Below are 25446 nucleotides of genomic sequence, written 5' to 3'. Positions count from 1 at the left end.
CTCCTACCGCTCGGCCCGGGCGCGACAGCGGGCGAGCAGGGCCCAGCCGCCGACGACCACGAGGATGATCAGGAACATGGCCCACGCCGTGGCGGCCGCCTGGCCGAGGTGGAAGTTCGTCCACCCCTGGTCGTACATGAGCAGCCCGAGGGTCTGGTACTGGTTCGACGAGCCACCGTTGGTGGTCCCGTTGCCGCTGAACAGCAGCGGTTCGCCGAACAGCTGCACCGCGCCGATCGTGGAGACCACGATGGTGAACAGGATGGTCGGGCGCAGCCCCGGCACGGTCACGTGGAGGAACTGCTTCCACTTGCTGGCCCCGTCCAGAGCCGCCGCCTCGTAGAGGTCCTCGGGGATGGCCTGCATGGCCGCGAGGTAGATCAGCGCGTTGTACCCCGTCCAGCGCCAGATGACGATCACGGAGATGGCCAGCTGGCTGCTCCAGCTGCCGCCCTCCCAGTCGACCCGGTCGAACCCGACGGCCTCCAGGCCGGCGTTGATCAGGCCGTAGTCGCGGCCGAACAGCTGGCCGAACACCAGCGTCGCGGCGGCGATGCTCGTCGCGTAGGGCAGGAGCATCGCGACCCGGAAGAAGGTCCGGCCGCGCAGCGAGTAGTTCAGCAGGTGCGCCAGGCCGAGGGCCATCGCCAGCTGCGGGACGGTGGAGAGGACGCCGATCGTCAGGGTGTTGCGCGCGGCGTTCCAGAAGAACTCGTTGCTGAGCAGGTCGCTGTAGTTGGCCAAGCCCACCCACTGGGCGCCGTCCACGTCGCCCAGGTCGACGTCGTGCAGGGAGATCCAGGCCGTGTAGAGGAAGGGGTAGAGGCTGAAGCAGGCGAAGAGGACGAAGAACGGGGCGACGTAGGCGTAGCCCCAGCGGTTGCGGGTCAGCCGCGACGTGCGTCGTCGCTTGCCGGGGAGGACGGACGGGGCGGCGATCGACGCCACCTGCGGCTCGTCGCTGGCGATGGTCATGCGCTGGTCCTCGCTGGTGGGGCGGAGCCGGGGAGCGGGCAGAGGAGGGTGCGGCCGGCGGTGCCCGGGGGGTTGGTCGTCCACCCCCGGGCACCGCCGTGTCTCAGGCCGCGGCGTCCGGTCGACGGGTGCGCCGGGTGGGGGTCCGGGTCACCCGACGATGTCCTCGATCTCGGTCATCGCCTCGTCGAACGCGTCGTCCGGACTGGTGTCCTGCGTGGCCACGTTGGTGAGCGCGGAGCTGAACGCCTCCTGGATCTGCGTGTCGTACCGACTGATCGGGGTGAACCGCAGCTCGGCCGCGGCCTGCCCGAAGATCTGGCCGACCGGCGCGCCGTTGAAGTACTCGTTCGTCGCGCCGGAGACCTCGGGGTCCTCGGCGGCCACCCGGCTGGACGGGAAGTGCGCCTCGCGGGTGAACATCTTGATCTGCTGCTCCGGCGCGGTCAGCCACTGGACGCGCGCGATGGCCTCCTCGCGGTGCTCGGCGGACTCGGGGACGCCCAGCCAGGACCCGCCCCAGTTGGTGCTGCCGCCGGGCAGCGTCGCGACGTCCCACTGGCCCGAGGCGTCGTCACCGGCCTGGGAGGTGATGTAGCCGAGCATCCAGGCCGGGCAGGCCACGGTCGCGAACCCACCGTTGGCGAAGGCGCTGTTCCACTCGTCGCCGAACTGGGTCAGCCCGGCGGTGAGCCCCTCCTCGGCCGCGGCGCTCGCGTCCTCCCAGGCGGCCTGCACGCCGTCACTGGTGTCCGGGATCGGCTGCCCGTCCTCGTCGGCGTAGGCGAACTCGCCCTGGTAGACCGCCGCCGAGAAGATGCTGGCCGGGCTGTCGACGAACGACGTCCCCTCCGCCCGGCCCGGCGCGGCCGCGTACCGGCGGCCGAGCTCCAGATATCCGTCCCAGTCGGCCCACAGGGCGCTGAGCTCGTCCCGGTCGGTGGGCAGGCCGGCCTGCTCGAACAGGTCGCGGCGGTAGCACATCCCCTCCGGACCGGCGTCGGTGCCGAGCCCGATCACCCGGCCGTCCTCGCTGGTGGCCGGCTCGACCTTCCAGTCGTAGAAGTGGCCCAGGGTCTCGTCGGCGCCGTCCAGGGCGGCGAAGTCCACGAAGGCGTCGGCGTGGTTCTCGGTCAGGTCGGCGACGAACCCGATCTCGATGCCCTGGACGTCGGCCAGGCCGGAGTTGGCGGCCAGGCGGGTCTGCAGCGTCCGGTAGTAGTCGGCGGAGCGCTCGACGGAGGTCTCCTCGATGCGGATGTCCGGGTTCAGCTCCATGTACTCGTCGTAGAGCCCGGCCTCCTCGAAGCCGAACGTGCCGAACAGGCCGACGTTCAACGTGATCCGGCCGTCGTCCTCGGCGTCGGAGCCGCCGCACCCGGTGGCGAGCAGGGCGACGGCGAGTCCCACGCCGAGCGCCGCCCGGGACTTCCTGAGAACGGTCATCAGACCTCCTGGTCGTTCCCCGCGGACCTCTGCGTCCGCTGTGGGCTGAAGTGTGAGAGCGCTCTCACGAGGTCGGAGCACAGAGTGATGCGAGTCACTCAGCCGTGTCAAGAGGACCGGGCAGAGAGGTGGAGGAGGTTGCGTCGACGTGCCAACCTGTCCCCGCCGTGTCCTGTCCGGGGCACCCCGGCCGGGGAGGAGGAACCGCCCATGACGATCGGTGGACGCACGTCGCCGACGCTGGACGAGGTCGCCGAACTGGCCGGCGTCTCGCGCGCCACCGTCTCCCGCGTCATCAACGACTCGCCCCGGGTCAGCCCCGAGGCCCGCGAGGCGGTGCACAGCGCCGTCGCGCAGCTGCGCTACGTCCCCAACCGGATGGCCCGCAGCCTGGTGACCCGGCGGACCGACACGATCGCGCTGGTGCTGTCGGAGTCCAACAGCCAGGTCTTCACCGACCCGTTCTTCGCCAGCATGGTCCGGGAGCTGTCGGCCCGGCTGTCGGACACCGACCGCGCGCTCGTGCTGCTCGCCGCCCGCGACCGGGGCGAGCAGGAGAAGGTCGGCCGCTGGGTGCGCCAGGGGCACGTGGACGGCGTCGTGCTGGTGTCACTGCACCGCGACGACCTCCTGCCCGGTCTGCTGCGCGAGTCCAACGTGCCCCTGGTGCTGCTGGGCCGGCCGCTGGACGGCGCCGCCGTCAGCCACGTCGACACCGACAACGCGGCGGGGGCGGCGACCGCCACGGCGTACCTGGTCGCCGCGGGGCGGCGCCGGATCGCCACCGTCACCGGCCCCCTGGACATGATCGCGGGGGTCGACCGGTACGCCGGCTACCGCCGCGGGTTGGCCGACGCCGGCCTGCCCCTGCGCGAGGAGCTGGTGGAGGACGGCGACTTCACCGAGGCCGGCGGCGCGCGGGCGATGCGGGCCCTGCTCGAGCGCGCACCCGACCTGGACGCGGTCTTCGTCGCCTCGGACCCCATGGCCGTCGGCGCGCTGCGCGCCCTGCACGACGCCGGGCGCACGGTCCCCGGGGACGTCGCCGTGGTCGGGTTCGACGACGCGGTCGTCGCCGCCACGTCCGACCCGCCGCTGACCACCGTCGCGCAGCCGCTGGACGAGATGACCCGGCTGATGGTGGAGCTCCTGCTGCGTCAGGTCGAGGGCGACGCCGACGAGCCCGAGGTCCGCATCTGCGACACGCGCCTGGTGGTCCGCGCCTCGGCCTGAGCGCCCGTCCCGCCGGTCAGGGGGTCAGCGCCCGCAGGGCCATCGCGGCGTGGAGCGCGGCACCGGTCGGCAGCGGGCCCTCGTCGAACACCGCGAGGTTGGAGTGGTTCGGCGGCGCCTCGTCGGGGTCGACGCCGGCCGGCCGGGCGCCGATCCACGCCATCGCGCCGGGCACCCGCTCCAGCACGTAGGAGAAGTCCTCGGCCCCCATGAGCGGCTCGGCCATCGGCGGGACCGCGTCGGCGCCCAGCATCTCGACGGCGGTCGCGGTCACCTGCGCGGCGACCTCGGCCGCGTTGGCGGTCACCGGGTAGCCGGGGTCGTGCACGAACTCCGCCGGCATGTCGTGCGCGGCGGCCACGAGCTCGGCGACCCGCCGCACGGCGTCGACGACGTCGGCGCGGCGGCCGGCCGACAGCGTGCGGATCGTCCCCTCCAGGAAGGCGCTGTCGGGGATGACGTTGTTGGTCGACCCGGCCGCGATGTGCGCGACGGTCACGACGGCGGGGTCGGTGACCGGCACGCGGCGGGTGACCATCGACTGCAGCGCCAGCACGATCTCCGCGGCGACCGGGATCGGGTCCCGCGTGCGCGCCGGCTCCGACGCGTGCCCGCCCCGGCCGTGCAGGGTCAGCGTCCACTGGTCGGCGGCGGCCATGATCGGGCCGGGCCGGACGTGCACCGTCCCGCCGGCCAGCGTCGACGACGAGTGCAGCGCGAATGCCCCGGACACCGGCGCTTCGGGGACGACGTCGAGCAGCCCCTCCTCGAGCATGTACCGCGCGCCGTGGAAGCCCTCCTCCCCCGGCTGCACCATGAACACGACCTGCCCGGCGATGAGGTCCCGGCGCTCGGCCAGCAGCCGGGCCGCGCCGACGAGCATCGCCACGTGGGTGTCGTGCCCGCAGGCGTGCATCACCCCGGGGACCTCGGAGGCGAAGGGCAGCCCGGTGTCCTCCTGGACGGGGAGGGCGTCCATGTCGCCGCGCAGCAGGTACGTGGGCCCGGGCCGGGCGCCGCGCAGGACGCCGACGACGGAGGTGGTGCTGCGGCCGACGGTCAGCTCGACCGGCAGCTCGCCCAGCGCCTCCAGCACCGTGGCCTGCGTGCGCGGCAGGTGCAGGCCCATCTCGGGCTGGCGGTGCAGCCGGCGGCGCAGGTCGATCGTGCGGTCGGCGTCGGCCTCGGCGGCGGCCAGGAGCTCGGCTGGAGTCGACATGCGGGTCACTCTGCCCAGGAGGGGCGGCCGGCATCCACCTGCCAGACGACGACGGGGCCGGCGTCGCCGTCCCCGACCGCGATCCGCAGGCCCTCGGGGGCGGGGCCGGTGCCGACCCACAACCGCGCGTCCGGCCGGCCGAGGTCCACCCAGCCCGCGGCCGCGGCGACGACCTCGTGGGCCGCCGGCTCCCCCGGCGCGGCGGTGCGCAGGTAGCACTGCAGCACCCGCGCGCCGTCGTCCCCGGCGACCTCGTCGTGCGCCAGACCGGAACCGGCGCGCAGCACCGCGACGTCCCCCGCGACCAGGTCCGCACCGTCGCCCCAGCGGTGCCGCAGCGACCCGGCGAGGACGACGGCGACGACGTCCACGGCCGTGTGCTCGTGCAGGCCGTACCCGGCGCCGGGGCCCAGCCGGTCGTCGGCGATCCGCAGCAGCGGCCCCAGCGATCCGTCGGTGTTCTCCACCAGGACCCGCGACTCCAGCGCGGTCACGACCGCCGCTCCAGGGCTGCCGGGCCGCCGGGCAGGCCGCCGAGGAGCAGCGCGACGCCCAGCGACCAGCCGATGCCCAGCGCCCAGCCGCCGACGACGTCGGAGAGGAAGTGCACGCCCAGCCACATCCGGGTCAGTCCGACGAGCAGGACCAGCGCGATCCCGGCGGCCAGCGCTGCCCGGCGGGCGGCCGGGGCCAGCCGCGGCCACGCCAGCACGAGGCCCACGGTCACCAGCGTGGCGATCCCCGACGAGTGCCCGCTCGGGTAGCTGAGGCCCCCGTACTCCAGCCCGCCCGCCTCGAACGCCGGCCGGGCCCGGCCGATGAGCTCCTTGAGCCCGCCGTTCAGCGGTCCGATCAGCACGATCGCGGTCAGCACCCACGCGAGCGGGCGCCACCGCCGCTGCACCGCCAGCCAGACGAGGACCGGGGCGAACACCGCGAGGCGGAACCACATCACGCCCGGCGTGGTCAGCACCTCCAGCAGGCCGTCGAGGGCGCCGGACCGGTCGTCGCCGCTGTAGAGCGCGTGGCTGACCGCGGCGTCGAGCCGGACCTGCGGGTCGAGGTCCGCCAGCACGCCGATCCCGAGCGCGAGCACCACCGCGGCGCACGCCCCGACGACGCCGAGCACCCGGCGGCGGACGTCCGGCGGGGCGCCGGCGAGGAGCGACTGCACCGCCCCACTCTCCCCGACTCCCCGGCGCGTGACACGCTGACCGGCGTGGACGACCGCGCCGCCGCGCCCCGGCCCTCGGCCGGCACGCTGCGCCGGCTGGAGCGCGCGTCGGGGGCCATCGCGACGAAGGCCGTGGCGCGGATGGACGACCAGCTTCCCTGGTTCCGCACGATGCCGGCCGACCAGCGGTCCTGGGTGATGCTCGTGGCGCAGGCCGGCATCGCCTCGCTCGTCGAGTGGTGCCGGACGCCGGACCGCCCGCCGCGGCTGACCGGCGAGGTCTTCGGCGCCGCTCCCCGCGAGCTGGTGCGGGCGGTGCCGCTGAAGCAGACCGTGGACCTGGTCAAGGTCACCGTCGAGGTGCTCGACGACCACGTCCGGGAGGTCGCCGAGCCGGGCGACGCCGACGCGCTGCGCACCGCGGTCCTGCTCTTCAGCCGCGAGGTCGCGTTCGCCACCGCCCACGTCTACGCCACCTTCGCCGAGGACCGCGGCGCCTGGGACGCCCGGCTCGAGGCGCTCGTGGTCGACGCGCTCGTCCGGGGGGAGCGGTCGGAGGAGCTGCCGGGCCGGGCGGCGGCGCTGGGCTGGACGACGATGACCCCGGTGACCGTGCTGGTCGGCGGCGCGCCGTCGGACCGGGACGCGCACGCGGCGGCGCGGCGGGCCGCCCGCTCGATGCGTGCCGAGGTGCTGGTCGGGGTGCACGCCGAGCAGCTGGTCGTGGTCCTGGGTGGCGTCGACGACCTGTCGCCGGTCGCCGACCGCGTGGCCGAGGAGTTCGGGCCGGGGCCGGTGGTCGTCGGCCCGGTCGTCGAGGGTCTGGCCCGCGCACCGGAGTCCGCCGCCGCGGCGCTGGCCGGACTGCGCGCGGTACCCGCCTGGCCCGGGGCTCCCCGCCCGTGCCCCGCCGACGCCCTGCTGCCCGAGCGCGCCCTCGACGGTGACCCCCTCGCCCGGGTCGCCCTGGAGGAGCGGATCGCCCTCCCGCTGCAGGCGGCCGGCGGCGAGGTCCTGGAGACCGTCGGCGCCGTGCTGGCCAGCGGCGGCAACCTGGAGGCCAGCGCGCGGGTCCTGTTCGTGCACCCCAACACGGTCCGCTACCGGCTCAAGCGCGCCGCGGACCTGACCGGGTTCTGGGCGACCGACCCGCGCGGGGGCTGGACGCTGCAGGTGGCCCTGGCCCTGTCCCGGCTCGGCGGTGAGCGCTCCCTCTGGGCGTAGAGCCGCAGTGTGCTCTCCACCACGGCGAGCCGCCTGCTGGGGCCTGTCGGCACGCCGTCTTTGGAGGGTTCCTCCAAAGATCACCGGTGTGCTTTCGTGCCGCTCCCCATCCGTGCCGGAGCGCCCGGACTGGCACGGTGGAGGACGTGCTGGCCGTCCTCGCCCCCGGACAGGGTGCCCAGAAGCCCGGGATGCTCACCGAGTGGCTCGAGCTCCCCGGTGCCGAGTCCTTCTTCCGGTGGGCCGGCGCCATCGCCGATGCCGACCTCCTCACCCTCGGCACGACGGGGGACGCCGAGGCGATCAAGGACACCGCGGTCACCCAGCCGCTGGTCGTCGCGATGAGCCTGTTCGTCGCCCGCGAGCTGGGCGGGCTGCCCGGTCCGGTGCAGCACACGCCGCAGGCCGGGCGGGACGTCGTCATCGCCGGCCACAGCGTCGGCGAGCTGACCGCCGCCGCGCTGGCGGGGGTGCTGAGCGTCGAGGCCGCGATCGCGCTGACCGCCGTCCGCGGCCGGGCGATGGCCGCCGCGTGCGCGCTGACCCCGACCGGCATGGCCGCCGTCCTCGGTGGCGACCCCGACGAGCTGACCGCCGCGCTGGACCGGCACGGCCTGGTCGCCGCGAACCTCAACGGCGCGGGGCAGACCGTCGTCGCCGGGCCACTCGACGCGCTGGCCGCCCTCAAGGACGACCCACCGGCCAAGGCGCGGGTGATGCCGCTGTCGGTCGCCGGCGCGTTCCACACCGACTTCATGGCCCCGGCCCGCGAGCAGCTCGAGGGGCTGGTCGGCGGGCTGCGCCCGGCCGAGCCGAGCCGGCTGCTGCTGAGCAACGCCGACGGCGCGGCCGTGACCACCGGCGCCGAGGCGCTCTCCCGGCTGGTCAGCCAGGTCACCAGCCCGGTGCGCTTCGACGCGTGCCTGGCGACCATGCGCGACCTCGGCGTGACCGCCGCCATCGAGCTGCCCCCGGCCGGTGCCCTGGCTGGCCTCGCGAAGCGGGAGTGGAAGGGCTCGGGCGTCGAGGTGCTGGCCGTCAGCGGTCCCGCCGACCTGGACCGCGCCCGCGAGCTCATCGAGGCCGAGCGCGGCCGCGCCGAGGCCCAGTACGCCCCCGACTGGCGGGTCGTGGTCGCTCCCGCCCGCGGCACCGTCGCCCCGGCCGAGATCGCCGAGGGCACGCACGTCCCCGCCGGCGCGCCGCTGGGCTGCATCCGCAGCCGCCGGGAGGAGGTCGGGATGTCCGCGGGCTACGCGGGCGTCCTGGCCGAGTGGCTGGTCCAGGACGGCGACCTCGTCGACGCCGGTGACCCCATCGCCCGTCTCTACCCGGAGGTCACGTCGTGACTGCGATCCAGCTCAAGACGGGCGCCCCCGGCGCGCGGATCCTCGGGTTCGGCGGCTACCGGCCGCGTCGCCGGGTCACCAACGACGAGCTGTCGCAGACCATGGAGACCAACGACGAGTGGATCCAGAGCCGCGTCGGCATCGCCGAGCGCCGCTGGGCCTCCGACGACGAGACGCTCGTCGAGATGGCCGTCGCGGCCGGCGGCAAGGCCCTCGCCGCCAGCGGCGTGGCGCCCGACGACGTCGACATGGTCATCCTGGCCAGCGCCACCCTGGAGCACCCCATCCCGGGGATCGGACCGCAGGTCGCCCACCGGCTCGGCATCACCCGCCCCGGCGCCTTCGACCTCAACGCCGGGTGCGCGGGCTTCTGCTACTCCCTCGAGGTGGCCAGCAACGCCATCCGCTCCGGGTCGGCGCGGCACGTGCTGATCGTCGGCGCCGAGCGGCTCACCGACGTCATCGACCAGACCGACCGGGCCACCGCGGTGATCTTCGCCGACGGCGCCGGTGCCGCCGTGGTGGGCCCCGCGGACGAGCCCGGCATCGGTCCCGTGGCCTGGGGCAGCGACGGCGACCAGTCCTCCGCCATCGAGATGGCCGGCACCGGGCGGATCGCGATGGCCGGCCAGGCCGTCTACCGCTGGGCGACGACGCGGCTCACCGCCACGCTGGAGCAGGCGATGGCCGAGGCCGGCGTCACGGTCGACGACATCGACGTCTTCGCCCCGCACCAGGCGAACCTGCGGATCATCGAGTCGATGCACAAGCGGCTGGGCTTCCCGGAGCGCACCGTCGTCGCGCGCGACATCGTCCGGACCGGCAACACCTCGGCCGCGTCGATCCCGCTCGCGTTGGAGGCCCTGCTCGAGTCGGGCGAGGCGAAGAGCGGCGACCTGGCCCTGGTGCTCGGCTACGGCGCCGGCCTCACCTTCGCCGGCCAGGTGCTGCGGATCCCCTGAGCACGACCCACAGATCCCCCGGTTCACCCCGGGCCGGCACCGGGACCGCCCCGGGCCGACGCACGAACGAGAGAGAGGACCTCAGCGTGAGCGAGGACATCCAGGCTGGTCTTGCCGAGATCCTGGAGGAGGTCGCCGGGGTCGCCCCCGCCGACGCCACCCCCGAGAAGTCGTTCACCGAGGACCTCGACGTCGACTCGCTGTCGATGGTCGAGATCGCCACGGAGGTCGAGAACAAGTTCGGCGTCGCGATCCCCGACGACGAGCTCGCCAACATCAAGACCGTCGGCGACGCCATCAGCTACATCACCGCCAACCGCGGCTGACCCGTTCCTCGGCCGCCCGGTACCGCACACTCCCAGGAAGGACCCGTCATGAGCACCAATGACGACGTCGTCGTCACCGGCCTCGGCGCGACCACGCCGCTCGGTGGCGACGTCGCCAGCACCTGGGACGCGCTGCTGGCCGGGCGGTCGGGGGTCAGCCGCATCACCGACGACTGGATCACCGAGTTCCCGGCCCAGCTCGTCGCGCGGCTGGCCGAGGACCCCGCCTCGACGATCGACCGGGTCCGCGCCCGCCGGCTCGACCGCAGCCAGCAGGTCGCGGTCGTGGCCGCCGAGGAGGCGTGGCGCTCCTCCGGCGCGGCCGACGCGGGCGTCGCCCCCGAGCGGATCGCCGTCGTGTTCGGCACCGGCATCGGCGGCGCGCTGACCCTGCTCGGCCAGGACGACGTCCTGGAGGAGAAGGGCCCCAAGCGGGTCTCGCCCTTCACCATCCCGATGCTCATGCCCAACGGCCCCGCGGCCGCGGTCGGGCTCGCCGTCGGCGCGAAGGGCGGCGTGCACGCGCCGGTCAGCGCCTGCGCGTCGGGCGCCGAGGCCATCCGCTGGGGCCTGGACCTCATCCGGTTCGACCGCGCCGACGTCGTCCTCGTCGGTGGCGCCGAGGCCTGCGTGCACCCGCTCCCCATGGCCGGCTTCGCCGCGATGCGGGCGATGTCGACCCGCAACGACGAGCCCGAGCGCGCGTCCCGCCCGTTCGACAAGGGCCGGGACGGCTTCGTCCTCGGTGAGGGCGCAGCGGCGCTGGTGCTGGAGCGGGGCGACGCCGCCCGCGCCCGGGGCGCCACGATCCACGCCCGGCTGGCCGGCGCCGGCGCCACGGCCGACGGCTACGACCTCGTCGCCCCGCACCCCGAGGGCGAGGGCGCCGGCCGGGCCATCGCCGCCGCCCTGCGCGACGCGGACCTCTCCGCCACCGACGTCGGCCACGTGAACGCGCACGCGACGTCCACGCCGGTCGGCGACACGGCCGAGGCCGCGGCCATCCGCAGCGCCCTCGGCGAGCACGTGCTGGTCACCGCCACCAAGAGCCTGACCGGCCACCTGCTCGGCGCCGCCGGTGCGCTCGAGTCGGTGTTCACGATCCTCGCGCTGCGCGACCAGATCGTGCCGGCCACCGCCAACCTCGACGACCCGGACGACGACGCGGCCGTCCAGGCCCTCGACATCGTCCGCCGCGAACCGCGGAAGGCCCAGCTCACCGCCGCGGTCAACGACTCCTTCGGCTTCGGCGGCCACAACATCGCGCTGGTGTTCACCACCGCCTGAACCCCTGGGGTCCCCGTGACGACGCTCTCCCCCGCCCCGACACTGCCCGCCCCCGACCCGCGTGACCCCGAGGACCGGCTGGCCCGGTTCTTCGACCCCGGCTCGCTGCGACCCCTGGCCGCCCGCGACACCTCGGGCGTCCTCGCCGCCCGCGGGACCGTGGAGGGCTCGCCGGCCATCGCGTTCTGCACCGACGCCACCGTCATGGGCGGCGCGATGGGCCTGGACGGCTGCCGGCACATCGTCGACGCGATCGACACCGCGCTGCGCGAGCGGGTGCCGGTCGTCGGCATCTGGCACTCCGGCGGCGCGCGGCTGGCCGAGGGCGTCACCGCGCTGCACGCCGTCGGCGAGGTGTTCGCCGCGATGGTGCGCGCCTCCGGGCGGATCCCGCAGATCTCGGTGGTGCTCGGCCCGGCGGCCGGTGGCGCCGCGTACGGCCCCGCGCTGACCGACCTGGTGATCATGGGGCCGGCCGGCCGGGTGTTCGTGACTGGGCCGGACGTCGTCCGCTCGGTGACCGGCGAGGACGTCAACCAGGAGACGCTGGGCGGCCCGGACACCCACGGCCGGCGCAGCGGCGTCGTGCACGTGGTCACCGACACCGAGCCGGCCGCCCTGGCCACCGCCCGCCGCGCGGTCGACCTGCTCGCCGCCCAGGGCACCTTCGCCGGGGTGGCCGACGAGCCGGACGAGGACCTCGGGGCGCTGCTGCCCGAGCAGCGGCAGCGGGCCTACGACGTCAAGCCGCTGATCGGCGCGGTGCTCGACGAGCCGGGCCTGGAGCTGCACCCGCGGTGGGCGCCGAACGTGGTCACCGTGCTCGGCCGGCTGGCCGGGCGGACGGTCGGCGTCATCGCCAACAACCCGCTGCGCCTGGGCGGCTGCCTGGACTCGGCCTCGGCGGAGAAGGCCGCCCGCTTCGTGCGGATGTGCGACGCGTTCGGGGTGCCGCTGGTGGTCCTGGTCGACGTGCCCGGCTACCTGCCCGGCGTCGGCCAGGAGTGGGACGGCGTGGTCCGCCGTGGCGCGAAGCTGCTGCACGCGTTCGCCGAGGCCGTGGTGCCGCGGGTGACGCTGGTGACCCGGAAGTCCTACGGGGGCGCCTACATCGCGATGAACTCCCGGTCGCTGGGCGCGACGGCCGTCTTCGCCTGGCCCGGTGCCGAGGTCGCGGTCATGGGCGCCAAGGCCGCGGTCGGCATCCTGCACCGCAAGAAGCTGGCCGCGGTCCCCCAGGCCGAGCGCGACGCCCTGCACGCGGAGCTCGCCGCCGAGCACGAGCGGATCGCCGGCGGTGTCGACCGGGCCATCGAGATCGGCGTCGTGGACGAGGTCGTGGAGCCGGCGCAGACCCGGCGGCGGCTCATCGGCGCCCTGGCCGACGCCCGTCCGGGGCGCGGCGCCCACGGCAACATCCCGCTGTAGGGCGGGCGCCGCACCTGCTGGGATCAGGTGACCTGATCGTGGCGCGTCCTACCTCACGGCAGACGGTGAGGGAGGACGCGCTGCGGTGAGGGAGGACGTCGAGCCCGTCCGTGTCCAGAGGCCCGGACGCACGAAGATCGCCCGGGCGCCGCTTCCCCGACGACGCCCGGACGATCTGTGCTGAGCCTACGACGGCGGGCCGGAGCCCTCACGCCCTCGCGACCGGATCGTGACCCCCGCTCAGACGACCTGGTGCAGCCAGGTGATCGGGCTGCCGTCGCCGGCGTGGCGGTAGACCTCGAGGTCGGCGTCCCAGGCCGCACCGAGGAGCTGGTCGACGCCGTGGCGGAAGGCCTCGGCCGACGTGGCCGTCGCCGCGAGGTGCCGCAACTGCTGCTCGGTGACGATGAGGTCGCCGTTGGCGCTCGTCGGGGCACGGAAGACCCCGTGCCCGGGCACGTACGACATGCGCTCGCCGTCGTTGCCGTGGCTGGCCTCTTCGGTGACCTCGAAGCGCAGCATCGGCCATGCGCGCAGCGCGGCGACCAGCTTGGCGCCCGTCCCGGGAGAACCGGTCCAGGCGACCTCAGCACGGTACGAACCGTGTGCCGCGGGCTGGTCGGCCCACGACAGGGAGACCGGCGCGCCGACGACGCGCTCGAGCGCCCACTCGACGTGCTGGCAGAGCGCCTTCGGGCACGCGTGCACGAAGACGACACCCTGGGTAGACCGTCGCTGCACGAGGCACCTCCATCGACTCGATCTGTCTCGTCTTCCCCAACGGACATATCGATTCGGTGACGCGCTGTGTTCGCGATCGGAGACTCAGGGCTCCGGGCACCAGTGTGCCCGATGGTCCCCCGGTCGCGCCAGTGCGGACGGGGCGGATGGGTCACATGTGACTGTTCGTGACCGATCCGCGCACTCGTCGCAGGTCAGGGGCCATACCACGGCCCGCGGAGCGTCGTCCAGCGGGTCTGCCCTGCGTGCGCGACCCCCACCGTCGCATCGGCACGGCGTGTTCCAAGAACGACACGCCGCGTGGCCTGCGCCCCGCTGCCGGTCACGCTCGGTGATCGGCCGTGGTGTCCCGCGGCGACCAGGCGCCGGCGCCGGCCAGGTCGCGACCCACGCCGTTCCCGCCGGCCGCCTTGGCCCGGTACATGGCCTGGTCGGCCCGCAGGAGGACCTCGTGGTCGTCGTCGCCCGGCCGCACCACGGTCACGCCGACGCTGGCGGTCACCCCGACGGAGCGGCCGGCCCGGGCGACGTTCTCCCGGATGCGGTCGGCCAGCAGCGCCGCGTCGTCCTCCTCGGGGACGGCGGCCAGGACGGCGAACTCGTCGCCGCCGAGCCGCGCGACCGCGTCGGTCTCGCGGACGGCCGCGCCGAGGGCGCCGGTGACCGCACGGAGGACGGCGTCGCCGGCGGCGTGACCGTCGCGGTCGTTGACGCCCTTGAAGCCGTCGAGGTCGACGAGGCACACGACGGCCCGCTCCCCCGCACCTCCGATGACGGCGTGCAGCCGGTCGAGGAACGCCCGCCGGTTGAGGCACCCCGTGAGCGGGTCGGTGGCGGCCAGCGTCTCGTGCGTGCGCAGCAGGGCGGTCTGGCGGTCGTAGGACTCCCACGCGTTGGCCGACGCCAGGGCGCACAGCATCGTGAAGGTCGCCATGACGACGGCGACGAAGAGGCCGGAGACCCGCGGCTCGGGCAGGACGTCGACGGCGAGGTAGGAGACCACCATGAACCCGCCCATGCCGACCACGCCGGCGGGCTGGAAGGCGGCCGACATGAAGCCCAGCGTGAGGAACAGCAGGCAGATCAGGGCGCTGTCGGCCCCGCCGTCGACGCGCGTGCCGATGACGACGAGCACGGTGGTGCCCGCGCTCCAGCCGTAGAAGAGCAACGGCCCCCGGGTGTCCCGCATCATCGCGTGCAGGGGCAGGAGCAGGAGGAACGGGGCTCCGCCGATGGCGAGCGCGGCCGCGGTCAGCAGCGCCGGGTGCAGGTGCCCGGTCGTCGGGGTGAGGACGGCGTAGCCCAGCGAGGCGAAGCCGCCGAGCTCGGTGAGCAGGATCCCGAGGCGCACGTGGTGGACCCAGTAGGCGACGCGGTCGTCGTCCTCGGCGAGGGGGCGGTAGAGGGAGCGCCGCAGGACGGCCCTCACCCGCTCCCCGGCGCGCGGGGGCGCGTCGGCGGCACGCCGTCCCCCGCTGGGTGTGGTCACCCCACCGAGGTCGACGGAACCGGCCGGCAGCTTGACGCCGCTCTCCCCCGCAGGAGGGAGAGCCACGCCACGCCTGACGAGGGCGCGGCCCGGGTAACCGGCGGGCCATGGCGCGACTCGAGGACGCTCCGGGTGGACACGGCATGGCCGACGCGGGCCGCGAGGAGGTCGGCCGGCGGGTGCTGGGCGCCTGGGACGCCTTCATCGCCCAGGTGGAGGCGGTCGACCTGGAGCGGCCCACCCGGCTGCCGGGGTGGCGGGCGCACGAGGTGGCGGTCCACCTCGGCTGCTGGGACGACCACACCGCCCTGGCCGACCTCATCGCCTCGGCGCGGGCCGGGGGCGCGGGCACGCCGCCGGACGTGGACGGCACCAACGCCCGGGTGACGGCGGCCCACCGGGACGCCTCCCGCGACGAGGTGCTCGAGGCCCTGCACCTCAACCGCGAGGCGACGGCGCGCTACCTCGCCGAGGAGCCGGCCGAGCTCGACACCGCCCCGACGGTGGCCACGGTCGGCACCCTGCCGCTGCTGTCGGTCGTGCTGGGGCAGGCCTACGAGCTCGCCGTCCACGGACTGGACCTGGTGCCGCTCGGGGCTCCACCGGTGCCCGCCGAGGTCCTGCAGTCGGGTCTGGCCGCGCTGGCCGACGTGACGGGCGCCCTGGCGTCGTCCTGCGGGATCACCGGCGGCGTGACGCTGACGACGCCCGAGGGCGGCTGGGCGTTCGACGCCGACGAGCGTGGCTGGACCGTGCGCCGGGTGGCCGCCGGGGACCCGCCCGGCACCGCCGTCGAGGCGCCGGCCGCCCTGCTGCTGGAGGCGGCGTCGGGCCGGGTGAACCCGGTGGCGGCGCTGGCCCGGCGGCGGCTGAAGGTGCACGACATCGGCGGGCTGCTCACGCTGGCGCCGATCGTGTCGGCCGCTCCGGGGATCCCCGGCGGTCCGATCCTCTCGCTGGCCGCCCGCACGCTGGGCGGCGCGGGCGGTCTGCTGGGCCGGCTGCGCGGCCGCTGACGACCGTCAGCAGGCGCCGCCCAGCGAGATCCCGACCGAGGACAGCCACGGCACCGGGTTGACCCGGGAGGCGTAGAGCCCGCCGATGTGCACCTCGAAGTGCAGGTGCGGACCGGTGGACTGGCCCCGGTTGCCGACCTCGGCGATCTGCTGCCCGGCCGAGACGACGTCGCCGGCGGAGACGAAGAACTGGTTCACGTGGCCGTAGACGGTGATCGAGCCGTCGGAGTGCTGCACGTAGACCGCCAGCCCGAACCCGTTGGCGGGACCGGCCTGCAGGACGACGCCTCCGGCAGGGGTGAAGACCGGGGTGCCGATCGGCGCGGCGATGTCGACACCGTTGTGCATGGCGCCCCAGCGGCTGCCGTAGCAGGAGGTGACCCGGCCGTTCGTCGGCGCGACCGCACCCGCGGCGGCGGAGAGGTTGCTGGCCCCGGACGCGGCGGCGACCTGCGCGGCGTAGGCGGCCTCGGCGTCGGCCGCGCCCTGCAGGCGCAGCAGCTCGACCTGGGCGTCGCGCAGCCGGGCGTCCAGCTCGGCCTTGCGCGCGCTCACCGCGTCGACGTCGGCCTGCGCGGTGGCGAGGTGCTCGGCCGCGGCGGCCGCGGCGGCGTCCGCGGACTGCCGGGCCTGGTCGAGCTCGGTGACGGCGGCACGGGCGGCGGCGTCGGCCTGGGCGACCTCGGCCTCCGTCGCCTCGTGCTCCCGGAGGACGCCGGCACGCTGGTCGCCCAGGTACTCCAGGGTCGCGGCGCGCTGCAGCAGCTCCTCGGGGCTCTCCGCGTCGAGCAGGACGGCGGCCGAGCCGTACGCGTCACCACCGCCCATGAACACCTCGCGGCCGACGTCGGCCACCTCGTCCTCGGCCTCGACGACGGCCGACTGCGCGGCGGCCAGCTCGGCGGCGGTCCGGTCGGCGGCGACCTGGGCCTCGAGGAGCCGGACCTGGGCGACCAGCGCGGCGTCGGCGGCGGCCTCGGCCTCAACGGTCATCCGTTGCAGCTGCTCCTCGGCGGCACGCACCTCGGCGGAGACGGCCGCCACCTCGGCGGCCACGGCCTCCTGTGCCGCACGGGCCTCGGCGAGGTCGTCGGCGGGGGCCGCGGCGGCCCGTCCGCTCGGGGTGGCGACCAGGACAGCGGCCGCGGCTCCGGTGAGCAGGGCGGCACGGAGGCGGCGGGACAGGACGGGGTGGAACGGGCGGTGCAGGGTCGCCAACGCGGCGGCTCTCCAATTCTGCGGACCACCGGTCGGGAGGACGTCGTCCCCTCCACGTGCCGCTGCCCCCGTGTGCACGCGCGACCCCGGGACGGCGAGTCCCGGCCGTCCCGGCAGGTGGCGGGGACGGATCGGCGGGGCTCGCCGAGGTCCTCGAGGTGCGAGGCGCGTGGCCCGGCGGAGCCGCGAGCGACGGTACGCGAGATCCGGCCCGAGGTCACGGCGAGGTAACGACGAACACGATTCCGCACCTCTGGGTCCGCCGAAGACCTCGCCGCTCCGACCGGCGGCGTGCGTGGCAGGCTGTCGGCGCGGCCGGCCCGGGTCGCACGGGGCGGTAGCTCAGCCGGTCAGAGCATGGGACTCATAATCCCTGGGTCGTGGGTTCGAGCCCCACCCGCCCCACACCGCTACTTGTGTTGTTTCGCCTGATGCTTGACCACGGGGCTTCGGGTGAGGCGCGACAGTGTTGCGGTTGATGGTTGACAGCTGTTTCGGCTGATCCTTGACGCTCCCTCGATGAGGGAGTTGAGCGTGGCGGAACAGCGCTATCTGGCGGTGTTGGCGGTGATCGCCGAGGGCCATCCGGTGAGTTCGGTGGCCCAGCAGTGGGGTGTCTCGCGGCAGACGCTGCATGCCTGGTTGGCCCGGTATGAGGACGGCGGGCTGGAGGCGTTGGCTGATCGGTCGCATCGGCCGGCGTCGTGTCCGCATCAGATGGCGGCGGTGGTGGAGGCGGCGGTGCTGGAGTTGCGGCGTCAGCATCGGGCGTGGGGGCCGCGGCGGCTGGTGGTGGAGCTGGCCCGGCGGCAGGTGACGCCGGTGCCGAGTGAGGCGGGGGTGTATCGGGCGTTGAAGCGGGCCGGGCTGATCGAGCCCGGCGCCCGGCGGCGGCGCAAGGAGGCGTGGAAGCGCTGGGAGCGCGGGGCGCCGATGGAGTTGTGGCAGATGGATGTCGTGGGCGGCATCGGGCTGGCCGATGGGACCTCGGTCAAGGCGCTGACCGGGGTGGATGACCACTCGCGGTTCTGCGTGAGCGCGGTGCTGATGCCGCGGGAACGCACCCGGGCGGTCTGCGACGGACTGGCTTCGGCGTTACGCCGGCACGGGGTGCCGCAGCAGATCCTCACCGACAACGGAAAGGTGTTCACCGGCCGCTTCGGCCATCCGCCGACCGAGGTGCTGTTCGACCGGATCTGTCGGGAGAACGGCATCGAGCACCTGCTCACCGCGCCGCGGTCCCCGACCACCACCGGCAAGATCGAGCGATTCCACCGCAGCCTGCGCGCCGAGTGCCTGACCGGGCAGGTGTTCAGCTCGCTGCGCACCGCTCAGGCCGCGGTCGATGAGTGGGTGGAGTTCTACAACTCGTCCCGGCCACACCAGTCCCTGGACATGCAGACCCCGGCGAAACGCTTCGCGAACGGACCGGCAGCCACCGTGCTGCCCGACCAGCCCGAGCGCACCGGTGAGGACTGGGTGTCTCGCCGGGTGGCCAGCAACCGGGGTCGTCTGCGTGGCCTGGCAGCAGGTCAGCGTCGGCAAGCACCACGCCGGCGCCCGCTGCGACGTGCACGTCACCGACCAGCTCCTGCAGTTCTGGATCGGTAACGACCTGGCCAAGACCGTCGCCCGCACCAGCCGAGGGGAGGTCCGCAAGAAGCGGGCATCGATCCAACGAACGACGTCCTGAGCGTCAAGGATCAACCGACGTAGCTCCGTCAAGCATCAACCGAAGCTGGACAGCCCCACCGGTCCTAACCCCGCCTGTGGAGCACTCGGCGCGAGACCTCCCACCCGGAACTCAGGTGGCGAGATCACCGCCCCGGCTGCACGTCACCCGCCCACGAGCGGTCCGGGCAGTCGCCGGGCGCAGGAGCGCCCGCGCTAGAGCAGCGTCTCGACGTCGGTGAATGTGACCGGCGGGTGTGTGTCGCTGTTCGGGCTGGTCTGGAAAGCGAGCTTCCCGAGCTCAGAGCCCGGCATCGCGACGACCGTGGTGTACGTCGTCGAGGTGCCCGGCACCAGCTGCTGCGGCACGTTGTTGTCCGCGACGGCCCAGGCCCCAGCCTCGTATCGGTTCTCGCCATAGAAGACCTCGTCGGCCACATACAGCGTGCCGTCGGGGAACAGGAACGGCGCTTCTCCGCCGTTCCTGAACTCGACGACGATCGTGACCTGCGTGTCGTCGGGGGGCTCCGGGCCGCCGAACTCAAGGGGGCCGGCGGTCGCAGAGACGATCCGCGCCGTGACGCCGTCGGGCCACTCATACGGGCCGTCGGTGACAGAGACCTCGGCCGGCTCGTTGGCTTCCGCCTCGCCCTCTAGGAGCTCGGCGTCCTGCTCGTCGCTGCAGCCAAAGCCGATGCACTCCTCGGTCGGGCTCGCCGCCGACGGCCTATCGGCGTCGTCGCCGCCACCGCAGCCGCTCAGGACGACCACCGCCGCCAGTGCACTCGCCACAACCAGTCGGCGCATCGGACCCTCCCCCGTGTTGATGAGCGGGACGGTACCGGTCCTCTGCCGGAGACAGCCCGTGCGACTCCGCCTCGGAGCATGTCGGGATCGGCACAGCGGCCAGCTCAGCCGAGCTGGATTGAGGGTCGAGGCGTCAGGTGGGTGGCGACCGGGGCTCATGCCCTGGGCCGGTGACGACCGCTCAGAACCGAACAGTCGGCCAGGCGTCAGTGCCTGCACTGACCAGTTCAGCCGGTGATGGTCGCCCTGCGGCCGACGCTCGGCGAGCCGGTCTCATGATCCCTGGGTCGTGGGTTCGAGCCCCACCCGCTCCACACCGCTACGCGAGCTCCTGGCGGCGGACCATCTCGCCGACCCAGATCGGCACGTACGGCGAGGTGCAGCCCGGGGACGTCGGGTAGTCCTCTAGGACCCGCAGCCGCTCCCCGATGTCGAGCACGCGCGTGCGGTGCTCCGCGTGCTGGATGCCGATGTTCGCCAGGCACTCGTTCATCGCCCACTGCAGCCGGTCCGGGGCGTCCTTCATCTCCGCCTCGATGACGTCGAGCAGCCCAGCCAGATCCAGGCCCTCGGGGCTCTTCCCCACCCGCTCGGTCGTCAGCGCCCAGCCGGCGCTCGCCACCACCGGGTCCGCGTCGGCCAGCCAGGCCACGCGGAGCTCCTCGGCGTGCGGGCTCTTCTTCACCACGTAGTTCACGAGCCAGTCGTGCACCTTGGGCACGCGGGCCTCGCGCAGCATCGCGTCCAGCTCCTCACGACCGAACGCCCTCGGCCGGCAGATCAGCAGCGCCAGCAGCCGCGCCGCGGTGTCGCCGGTCGCCCACAGGTCGACGGCGAGGTCCTGCTGGGTCTTGAGCCGCTTGGCGATCGCGCGCAGGTCGCCGAGCTTCACGCCGTGGTCGTCGCCGTGGCGCTCGTTGACCTCGCGGGTGCGCGGGTCCTCCAGCCCGGCCAGCTCCGCCGTCACCTCGGCCACCGTCGTCCCGGACATCGCGCCCTCCCGTCGTCGGCCGCAGCCTAGGGCCCAGCACTGTCGGTACCAGCGGAGACGATGGGGACATGACCGCCTTCTTCCTCCCGCGCGCCACCGACGACGAGCAGGCGGAGCGGCTGTACGAGGCGCTGGCCGAGTTCGCCGGCTGCGAGCCGGCCCCGCCCGGTCGGCGCGTGCGGTGCGTGCAGTTCGACCAGGACGGCGCCCGCTGGACGGCGGAGGTCGGCGAGGAGCTGCGTGGGGTGCGGACGACGCAGCAGCTGCGCCGGGGCGAGCTGATCGAGCGCACCGAGACGTTGACCTCACCCACCCGCGTGCTGGCGATCTACCCCGGCACGCCGCTCGTCGTGGTCACCGACGCCCAGCCGATCACCGGCGCGTCCTCGGAGTGGGCCAACCCGTTCACCGCCGTCCCCGACCAGGTCGTCCTCTTCACCGGCTGACCGGTCCGACCGGCGGCCGGCGCGGACCACACCGACGATGAGGCGTGCCCATCGACGTCACGTCCGTCCACCCCGCCGCCCCCGCCCGCGTGCACGGCGTCCTCACCGACGAGTCGTTCCTGCGGGAGACGACCACCACGCTCGGCGCCCAGCTGCGCGAGGTCTCCACCGACGGCACGACGACGCGGGTCGCGATGCTCGCCCCGACCGCCGGCATCCCGGCGGTCTTCGCCCGGTTCGTCGCCCGGGAGGTGGCGGTGACCGACGTCCGCCGGTGGCGTCCCGACGGCGACGGCTGGCGCTGCGACCTCGAGGTCCGCGCCGAGGTCTTCGGACGCAGCGTGGAGGTCCTGGGCGAGCGGCGGCTCGAGCCCGTCGGCGACGGCGGCACCCGCTCCCTGGTCACCGCCGAGGCCCGCGTCGACGCGCCGCTGGTCGGCCGGCAGGCGGAGGGCGCGGTGCGCGAGCTCATCCGGGTCGTGCTGCGCCGGGAGGCCGAGGTCCTCGACGCCCGCCTGTCCGCCGGCTGACTCCTCCGGGGACGACGAGGGCCCGGCCGGCGCTGCTGCGCCGGCCGGGCCCGGTGGTCGAGAGGTGGGTCAGTTCGGCGGGCCGACGCAGACGACGGTGCCGTCCTCGCCCTCCTCGCCCTGCCAGAAGGCGCCGATGGTCTCCTCGAACTCGGCGCACTGGCTGAACGGGTCGGACTGGTAGTCGCTGAAGGAGACCTCGTCGTCGCCCAGGCCGATGACCTTGCCGTCGGCGTTGTCGTCGCAGTCGACGATCTCGATCTCGTCGATGCCCTCGGCCTTCACGCAGTCGCCGACCTCGGCCTCGTTGCTGCCGAAGAAGACGAACAGCGCCAGCGCCGCGGCCACCAGGACCACGGCGCCGATGACCGGGATGAGCCACTTCGGCGGGCCGGACTTCGGCTGCTGGAAGGGCTGCCCGGCACCCTGCTGCGGCGGGTACGGGGCGCCGCCCTGCGGCGGGTACGGGGCGCCGCCCGGCTGCGGCTGGTACTGCCCGGCCGGGGTGGCGCCGGGCGGGGTCGCACCACCCGGCGGCGGGGGCGGCGGCGGGTTGTAGCCACCCGAGGACCCGGCCGGCGGCTGGCCCCAGCCGGCTCCTCCGGCTCCCGGCTGCTGGTCGGGGCCGTTCGGGCCCGGCGGCGTGGTCATGCGGTACCTCCTGATCGACGGTGCGGTGCGCGCCACCGTGTCCGGCGGCGCGTCCGTGGCCCGGCCGTCGGACGGCCGGGCGCTTTCCGGGGAGCAGCATCGCAGCAACCCCGGACGACGTCCGCCATGCCTCCGCCCCACGCGCGTCGCGAACCCGCGCCGCAACCCGCCGTCGGGCGTAGCGTCCGCTCCCATGTCGGCCGACGCGGATGCCGGGAACCGCCTGCTGGGCGGCCGCTACGTGCTGACCGAGGTGATCGCCCGCGGGGGGATGGGCGTGGTCTGGCGCGCCACCGACCGGCTGCTGGACCGGCCCGTCGCGGTCAAGGAGGTCACCTACCCGGTGCACGTGACCGAGCACGAGCGCGAGGTGCTCCGCGAGCGGACCCTCCGCGAGGCGCGGAACGCGGCCAGCCTCGACCACCCGCACGTGACCACGGTGTTCGACGTCGTCGAGGAGGACGGCCGGCCCTGGCTGGTCATGGAGCACGTCCCCTCGCGCAGCCTCCAGCAGCTGGTCGAGGAGAACGGGCCGCTGCCGTGGCAGACCGTGGCGCGGGTCGGGCTCGACGTCCTCGCCGGCCTGGTCGCCGCCCACCGGGCCGGCATCGTGCACCGCGACGTGAAGCCGGGCAACGTCCTCGTCGACACCGCCGGCCGCGGGCACCTCACCGACTTCGGCATCGCGACCGCGACCGGCGACTCCTCGCTCACCACCACCGGCACGATGATCGGGTCGCCGTCCTACATGTCCCCCGAGCGCGCCCACGGCACCCAACCGGGAACCGCGTCGGACCTGTGGTCACTCGGCGCGACGCTCTACACCGCGCTGGAGGGCAGGCCCGCGTTCGCCAGGGACGAGCCCATGGCGACCCTCATGGCCGTGGTCTCGGAGCACCCGCCACCGATGCTGCACGCCGGCCCGCTCGAGCCGGTCGTCCGTGGCCTGCTCGTCAAGGACCCCGCCCTGCGGACGACGCCCGAGCAGGCGCAGGCGCAGCTCGAGGCGGCCCTCTCGGGGGCGCCGTCACCGGCGGCCTGGCCCCCACCGCGCCCGCCGTCCCCTGCCCCTGCCCGGCCGGCGGGCGCCGCGGCGGTCGGTGGCGACCGGGTGGAGCGGATCAGTGCCGAGGACCTCAGGGCGCTCGCCGCGGGCTCGGCCGCGCTCATCGGTTCGGTCGCCCGAGACGCCGCCGACCAGGCCCGGCACCTGGCCGACCGGCGCCGCGCCCGGAAGGCCGAACGCGCCGATCGCGCCGATCACCCGAAGCCGTCACGGCAGGCCGCCCCGCCCGTCGCCGCCCCGGCCCGGCCGCGCCGACGACGGTTCCGCTTCCGACGGCGCTGGGTGGTGGTCCCGGTCGTCGTCCTGGTGCTGGCGCTGCTGGCGGTCGTCGTCGGCGCGATCGCGCTCGTCGGGACGGCGCTCGAGCTGTTCTGAGCCCGCGCGCTCCCCCGGCTGCTGCGGCAGGCTCGGGGCATGACGACGCCCGAGCCCGAGCAGCCCCAGCCCCAGCCCCGCGACATCGCCCTGGAGCAGCCCACCCCGGAGCAGCTGGACCAGCTCGAGTCCGCCAGCGAGCCGGAGGAGGCCGACGGCGCCTGAATCAACCGCCGGCGAACAGCCGCTCGCCGGCCAGCCGTTCCCGCGCGACGTAGTACAGGGTCGTCCCGGGCGGCACCGCCCGCTCCCACGGGGGGCTGACCTCGAGCGCGCCCTCCGGGTCGCGCACGGCCAGCAGCGTGGCGCCGAAGCCGCGGCCCAGCCGGGTCGCGACGTCGCCCACGGACATCTCCCCGGCCCCGGCGGGGACCCGCGTCGAGTAGGTGTTGCCGTGCCCGCCGGCGGTCATCAGGTCGTTGTAGACCTGGGTCAGCCCGGGGTCGGCCGCCTCCTCCGACAGCAGGAACGGCATGTGCCACTGCACCACCTGCACGTCGGGGTTGACGTAGCGCAGCGTCTCCCGGCGGCCCAGGTCACGGACCGCGGCCACCAGGTGGATGCCCGGGTGCGCGTGGTCGACGGCGACGGCGATGGCGAGGGTCTCGTTGTCGTCCCGGCCGTCGACCACCGCGGTGCGGGCGCGGTCGACGCAGGCGCGCTCCATCACGTCGACGTGGGTCAGGTCGCCGCGGACGAAGTCGACGTCGGGCAGGTGCGGCAGCGGGTCCTCGGCCACCTCGTCCCACGCGCAGAGCACCACCCGGGTGCGCCGTTCCGCCGTCAGCTCGGCCACGATGCGCTCGGTCCGCCCCGGCGTGTAGCCGAGCAGCACCACGTGCCCTTCCACGTCCAGTGCGACCACTCCTCTCGTGCGCCGGCCCCGCACCGTCTGCAGGGCCGTGGTGAGCTGGGTGAACAGCAACGTCAACGTGACGATCCCGCCGACGATCACGTACGTGCCGACCACGCGACCGCCGGCCGACAGCGGGAAGTAGTCGCCGTACCCGACGGTCGCCGAGGTGACGACGAAGTACCACCAGTAGGCGCCCGGGTCGGCGATACCGCTGCCGGCGGGCTCCACCAGCGCCATCGCCGCCCAGCTGGTCAGGAAGACGAACACGGTCACCGCGAGCGGCAGACGCCAGCTGCGCAACCGCAGGCGCAGCAGCCGCGCCAGACGGGCGAACAGCAGGAACGGCACCGGGCCTCCCTGGTCGACGGCGGGGACGGACAGCAACGTAACCGGCGGCAGGCGTGACCCCGGGCGACAGGGGTACTGCGGGCCGGTGCACAGCAGCGCCGTCCTCACGTATGCCTTCTCCCAGGTGGAGGAGAGCCTCCGCGCCGGCCTGGACGGGCTGACCGCGGCCCAGCTGACCGCGCGCCCCGGCCCCGACGCCAACCCGGTGGCCTGGCTGGCCTGGCACCTGCTGCGCGTCCAGGACGACCACGTCGCCGAGGTCGCCGGCAGCGAGCAGGTCTGGACCGCCCAGGGCTTCGCCCGCCGCTTCGACCTCCCGGTCCACGACGCGGCGATCGGCTACGGCATGTCCGCCGACGAGGTCGCCGCCGTCCGGGTCGAGGACCCGGCCCTGCTGGTGGAGTACTCGGCCGCGGTGCACGCCCGGACGGCGGAGTTCCTCGCCGGCCTCTCCGACGACGACCTCGACCGCGTCGTCGACGAGTCCTACGACCCGCCGGTCACCCTCGGCGTCCGGCTGGTCAGCGTGCTCGGCGACGACCTGCAGCACCTCGGCCAGATCGGCTACGTGCGCGGCCTGATCGGCTGACCTGCGGCGCACCGCTCCCGGCCCTACCG

Annotated in this window: 25 protein-coding genes, 1 tRNA gene and 1 pseudogene; 15 read left to right on the top strand and 12 right to left on the bottom strand. The window is 74.6% G+C overall.

All coding sequences use genetic code 11. The features are described 5' to 3' along the window. Positions 1–3 precede the first annotated feature (3 nt). Together DQ240_RS11125 and DQ240_RS11120 are read right to left on the bottom strand one after the other, a co-directional pair. Positions 4–975, bottom strand: a complete 972-nt coding sequence (locus DQ240_RS11125) for a carbohydrate ABC transporter permease (RefSeq protein ID WP_113839674.1) — start codon at positions 973–975, stop codon at positions 4–6. Between the two features lie 150 nt (positions 976–1125). Next, positions 1126–2421 carry an extracellular solute-binding protein gene (locus DQ240_RS11120; protein WP_113839673.1) on the bottom strand — a complete coding sequence of 432 codons (1296 nt, stop codon included), beginning with the start codon at positions 2419–2421 and terminating at the stop codon, positions 1126–1128. Between the two features lie 210 nt (positions 2422–2631). On the opposite strand from DQ240_RS11120, the gene DQ240_RS11115 reads away from it, so the two are divergent. Further along, entirely contained in the window at positions 2632–3654 is a 1023-nt protein-coding gene (locus DQ240_RS11115) for a LacI family DNA-binding transcriptional regulator (RefSeq protein WP_113839672.1), read from the top strand. Between the two features lie 16 nt (positions 3655–3670). Here DQ240_RS11115 and DQ240_RS11110 read toward each other — a convergent pair whose 3' ends face one another. From DQ240_RS11110 to DQ240_RS11100, 3 genes are read right to left on the bottom strand one after another with little or no spacing between them, the layout of a single operon-like run. Beyond that, complete coding sequence (locus DQ240_RS11110) at positions 3671–4873, bottom strand: M20 family metallopeptidase (protein WP_113839760.1); 1203 nt, start codon at positions 4871–4873, stop codon at positions 3671–3673. Positions 4874–4878: 5 nt separating this feature from the next. Further along, complete coding sequence (locus DQ240_RS11105; RefSeq protein ID WP_113839671.1) at positions 4879–5367, bottom strand: pirin family protein; 489 nt, start codon at positions 5365–5367, stop codon at positions 4879–4881. Further along, the gene (locus tag DQ240_RS11100; protein ID WP_199589245.1) at positions 5364–6047 is read right to left on the bottom strand and encodes a phosphatase PAP2 family protein; all 684 of its coding nucleotides are present in this window, start codon (positions 6045–6047) and stop codon (positions 5364–5366) included. The genes DQ240_RS11105 and DQ240_RS11100 overlap by 4 nt, the downstream gene beginning before the upstream one ends. 45 nt (positions 6048–6092) lie before the next feature. Here DQ240_RS11100 and DQ240_RS11095 point away from each other — a divergent pair, with 45 nt between their 5' ends. The 6 genes from DQ240_RS11095 (at position 6093) to DQ240_RS11070 (ending at position 12623) form a co-directional block, all read left to right on the top strand. Then, positions 6093–7271, top strand: coding sequence for a CdaR family transcriptional regulator (locus DQ240_RS11095; protein ID WP_113839670.1), 1179 nt, complete (start codon positions 6093–6095; stop codon positions 7269–7271). 146 nt (positions 7272–7417) lie between these two features. Continuing rightward, positions 7418–8620 carry an acyltransferase domain-containing protein gene (locus DQ240_RS11090; protein WP_113839758.1) on the top strand — a complete coding sequence of 401 codons (1203 nt, stop codon included), beginning with the start codon at positions 7418–7420 and terminating at the stop codon, positions 8618–8620. Next, entirely contained in the window at positions 8617–9582 is a 966-nt protein-coding gene (locus DQ240_RS11085; protein ID WP_113839669.1) for a beta-ketoacyl-ACP synthase III, read from the top strand. The genes DQ240_RS11090 and DQ240_RS11085 overlap by 4 nt, the downstream gene beginning before the upstream one ends. An 86-nt stretch (positions 9583–9668) precedes the next feature. After that, complete coding sequence (locus DQ240_RS11080; protein WP_113839668.1) at positions 9669–9908, top strand: acyl carrier protein; 240 nt, start codon at positions 9669–9671, stop codon at positions 9906–9908. Positions 9909–9956: 48 nt separating this feature from the next. Then, positions 9957–11195, top strand: a complete 1239-nt coding sequence (locus DQ240_RS11075; protein ID WP_113839667.1) for a beta-ketoacyl synthase — start codon at positions 9957–9959, stop codon at positions 11193–11195. A 15-nt stretch (positions 11196–11210) separates the two neighbouring features. After that, positions 11211–12623: an acyl-CoA carboxylase subunit beta gene (locus DQ240_RS11070; RefSeq protein WP_113839666.1), complete on the top strand. Its 1413-nt coding sequence runs from the start codon at positions 11211–11213 to the stop codon at positions 12621–12623. A gap of 240 nt (positions 12624–12863) precedes the next feature. On the opposite strand, the gene DQ240_RS11065 is transcribed toward DQ240_RS11070, so the two are convergent. Then, entirely contained in the window at positions 12864–13364 is a 501-nt protein-coding gene (locus DQ240_RS11065; RefSeq protein WP_113839665.1) for a DUF3145 domain-containing protein, read from the bottom strand. A 322-nt stretch (positions 13365–13686) separates the two neighbouring features. Further along, the gene (locus DQ240_RS24410; protein ID WP_158548638.1) at positions 13687–14919 is read right to left on the bottom strand and encodes a diguanylate cyclase; all 1233 of its coding nucleotides are present in this window, start codon (positions 14917–14919) and stop codon (positions 13687–13689) included. 77 nt (positions 14920–14996) lie between these two features. Here DQ240_RS24410 and DQ240_RS11055 point away from each other — a divergent pair, with 77 nt between their 5' ends. Then, positions 14997–15869: a maleylpyruvate isomerase N-terminal domain-containing protein gene (locus DQ240_RS11055; RefSeq protein ID WP_233498638.1), complete on the top strand. Its 873-nt coding sequence runs from the start codon at positions 14997–14999 to the stop codon at positions 15867–15869. Positions 15870–15875: 6 nt separating this feature from the next. On the opposite strand, the gene DQ240_RS11050 is transcribed toward DQ240_RS11055, so the two are convergent. Next, positions 15876–17087 carry a M23 family metallopeptidase gene (locus DQ240_RS11050; RefSeq protein ID WP_233498637.1) on the bottom strand — a complete coding sequence of 404 codons (1212 nt, stop codon included), beginning with the start codon at positions 17085–17087 and terminating at the stop codon, positions 15876–15878. Between the two features lie 331 nt (positions 17088–17418). Between DQ240_RS11050 and DQ240_RS11045 the strand changes: the two genes are divergently transcribed. After that, positions 17419–17492, top strand: a tRNA-Ile gene (locus DQ240_RS11045). 114 nt (positions 17493–17606) lie between these two features. After that, positions 17607–18780: pseudogene (locus DQ240_RS11040) on the top strand (IS481 family transposase). Positions 18781–18974: 194 nt separating this feature from the next. Here the strand turns inward: DQ240_RS11040 and DQ240_RS11035 are convergent. Next, positions 18975–19565, bottom strand: a complete 591-nt coding sequence (locus tag DQ240_RS11035; RefSeq protein WP_113839662.1) for a hypothetical protein — start codon at positions 19563–19565, stop codon at positions 18975–18977. A 319-nt stretch (positions 19566–19884) separates the two neighbouring features. Beyond that, positions 19885–20556, bottom strand: coding sequence for a DNA alkylation repair protein (locus DQ240_RS11030; protein WP_113839661.1), 672 nt, complete (start codon positions 20554–20556; stop codon positions 19885–19887). A 68-nt stretch (positions 20557–20624) separates the two neighbouring features. Here DQ240_RS11030 and DQ240_RS11025 point away from each other — a divergent pair, with 68 nt between their 5' ends. Together DQ240_RS11025 and DQ240_RS11020 are read left to right on the top strand one after the other, a co-directional pair. Further along, positions 20625–21002, top strand: a complete 378-nt coding sequence (locus DQ240_RS11025; RefSeq protein ID WP_113839660.1) for a hypothetical protein — start codon at positions 20625–20627, stop codon at positions 21000–21002. 44 nt (positions 21003–21046) lie between these two features. After that, positions 21047–21532: a DUF2505 domain-containing protein gene (locus DQ240_RS11020; protein WP_113839659.1), complete on the top strand. Its 486-nt coding sequence runs from the start codon at positions 21047–21049 to the stop codon at positions 21530–21532. 69 nt (positions 21533–21601) lie between these two features. Here DQ240_RS11020 and DQ240_RS23265 read toward each other — a convergent pair whose 3' ends face one another. Next, on the bottom strand, positions 21602–22183 hold the full coding sequence (locus DQ240_RS23265) for a hypothetical protein (RefSeq protein WP_113839658.1): 582 nt from the start codon (positions 22181–22183) through the stop codon (positions 21602–21604). A gap of 193 nt (positions 22184–22376) precedes the next feature. On the opposite strand from DQ240_RS23265, the gene DQ240_RS11010 reads away from it, so the two are divergent. Both DQ240_RS11010 and DQ240_RS24265 read left to right on the top strand, forming a co-directional pair. Next, positions 22377–23624 (top strand): serine/threonine-protein kinase, encoded by a 1248-nt coding sequence (locus tag DQ240_RS11010; protein WP_113839657.1) that lies wholly within the window; start codon positions 22377–22379, stop codon positions 23622–23624. Between the two features lie 39 nt (positions 23625–23663). Then, a complete protein-coding gene (locus DQ240_RS24265) occupies positions 23664–23789 on the top strand; it encodes a hypothetical protein (protein WP_255410893.1) in 126 nt (41 codons plus the stop codon). Position 23790: 1 nt separating this feature from the next. Here the strand turns inward: DQ240_RS24265 and DQ240_RS11005 are convergent, their stop codons facing one another. Further along, on the bottom strand, positions 23791–24828 hold the full coding sequence (locus DQ240_RS11005; RefSeq protein ID WP_113839656.1) for an ion channel: 1038 nt from the start codon (positions 24826–24828) through the stop codon (positions 23791–23793). A gap of 85 nt (positions 24829–24913) precedes the next feature. On the opposite strand from DQ240_RS11005, the gene DQ240_RS11000 reads away from it, so the two are divergent. Beyond that, positions 24914–25417 (top strand): DinB family protein, encoded by a 504-nt coding sequence (locus DQ240_RS11000; protein ID WP_113839655.1) that lies wholly within the window; start codon positions 24914–24916, stop codon positions 25415–25417. Positions 25418–25446 lie beyond the last annotated feature (29 nt).

Origin of the sequence: Blastococcus sp. TF02A-26 (genome assembly GCF_003319125.1) — a bacterium.
In the GTDB taxonomy this organism is placed as follows: domain Bacteria; phylum Actinomycetota; class Actinomycetes; order Mycobacteriales; family Geodermatophilaceae; genus Trujillonella.
The sequence above is the reverse complement of the archived record's forward strand: the minus strand, read 5'-3'. Positions and strand labels throughout refer to the sequence as shown.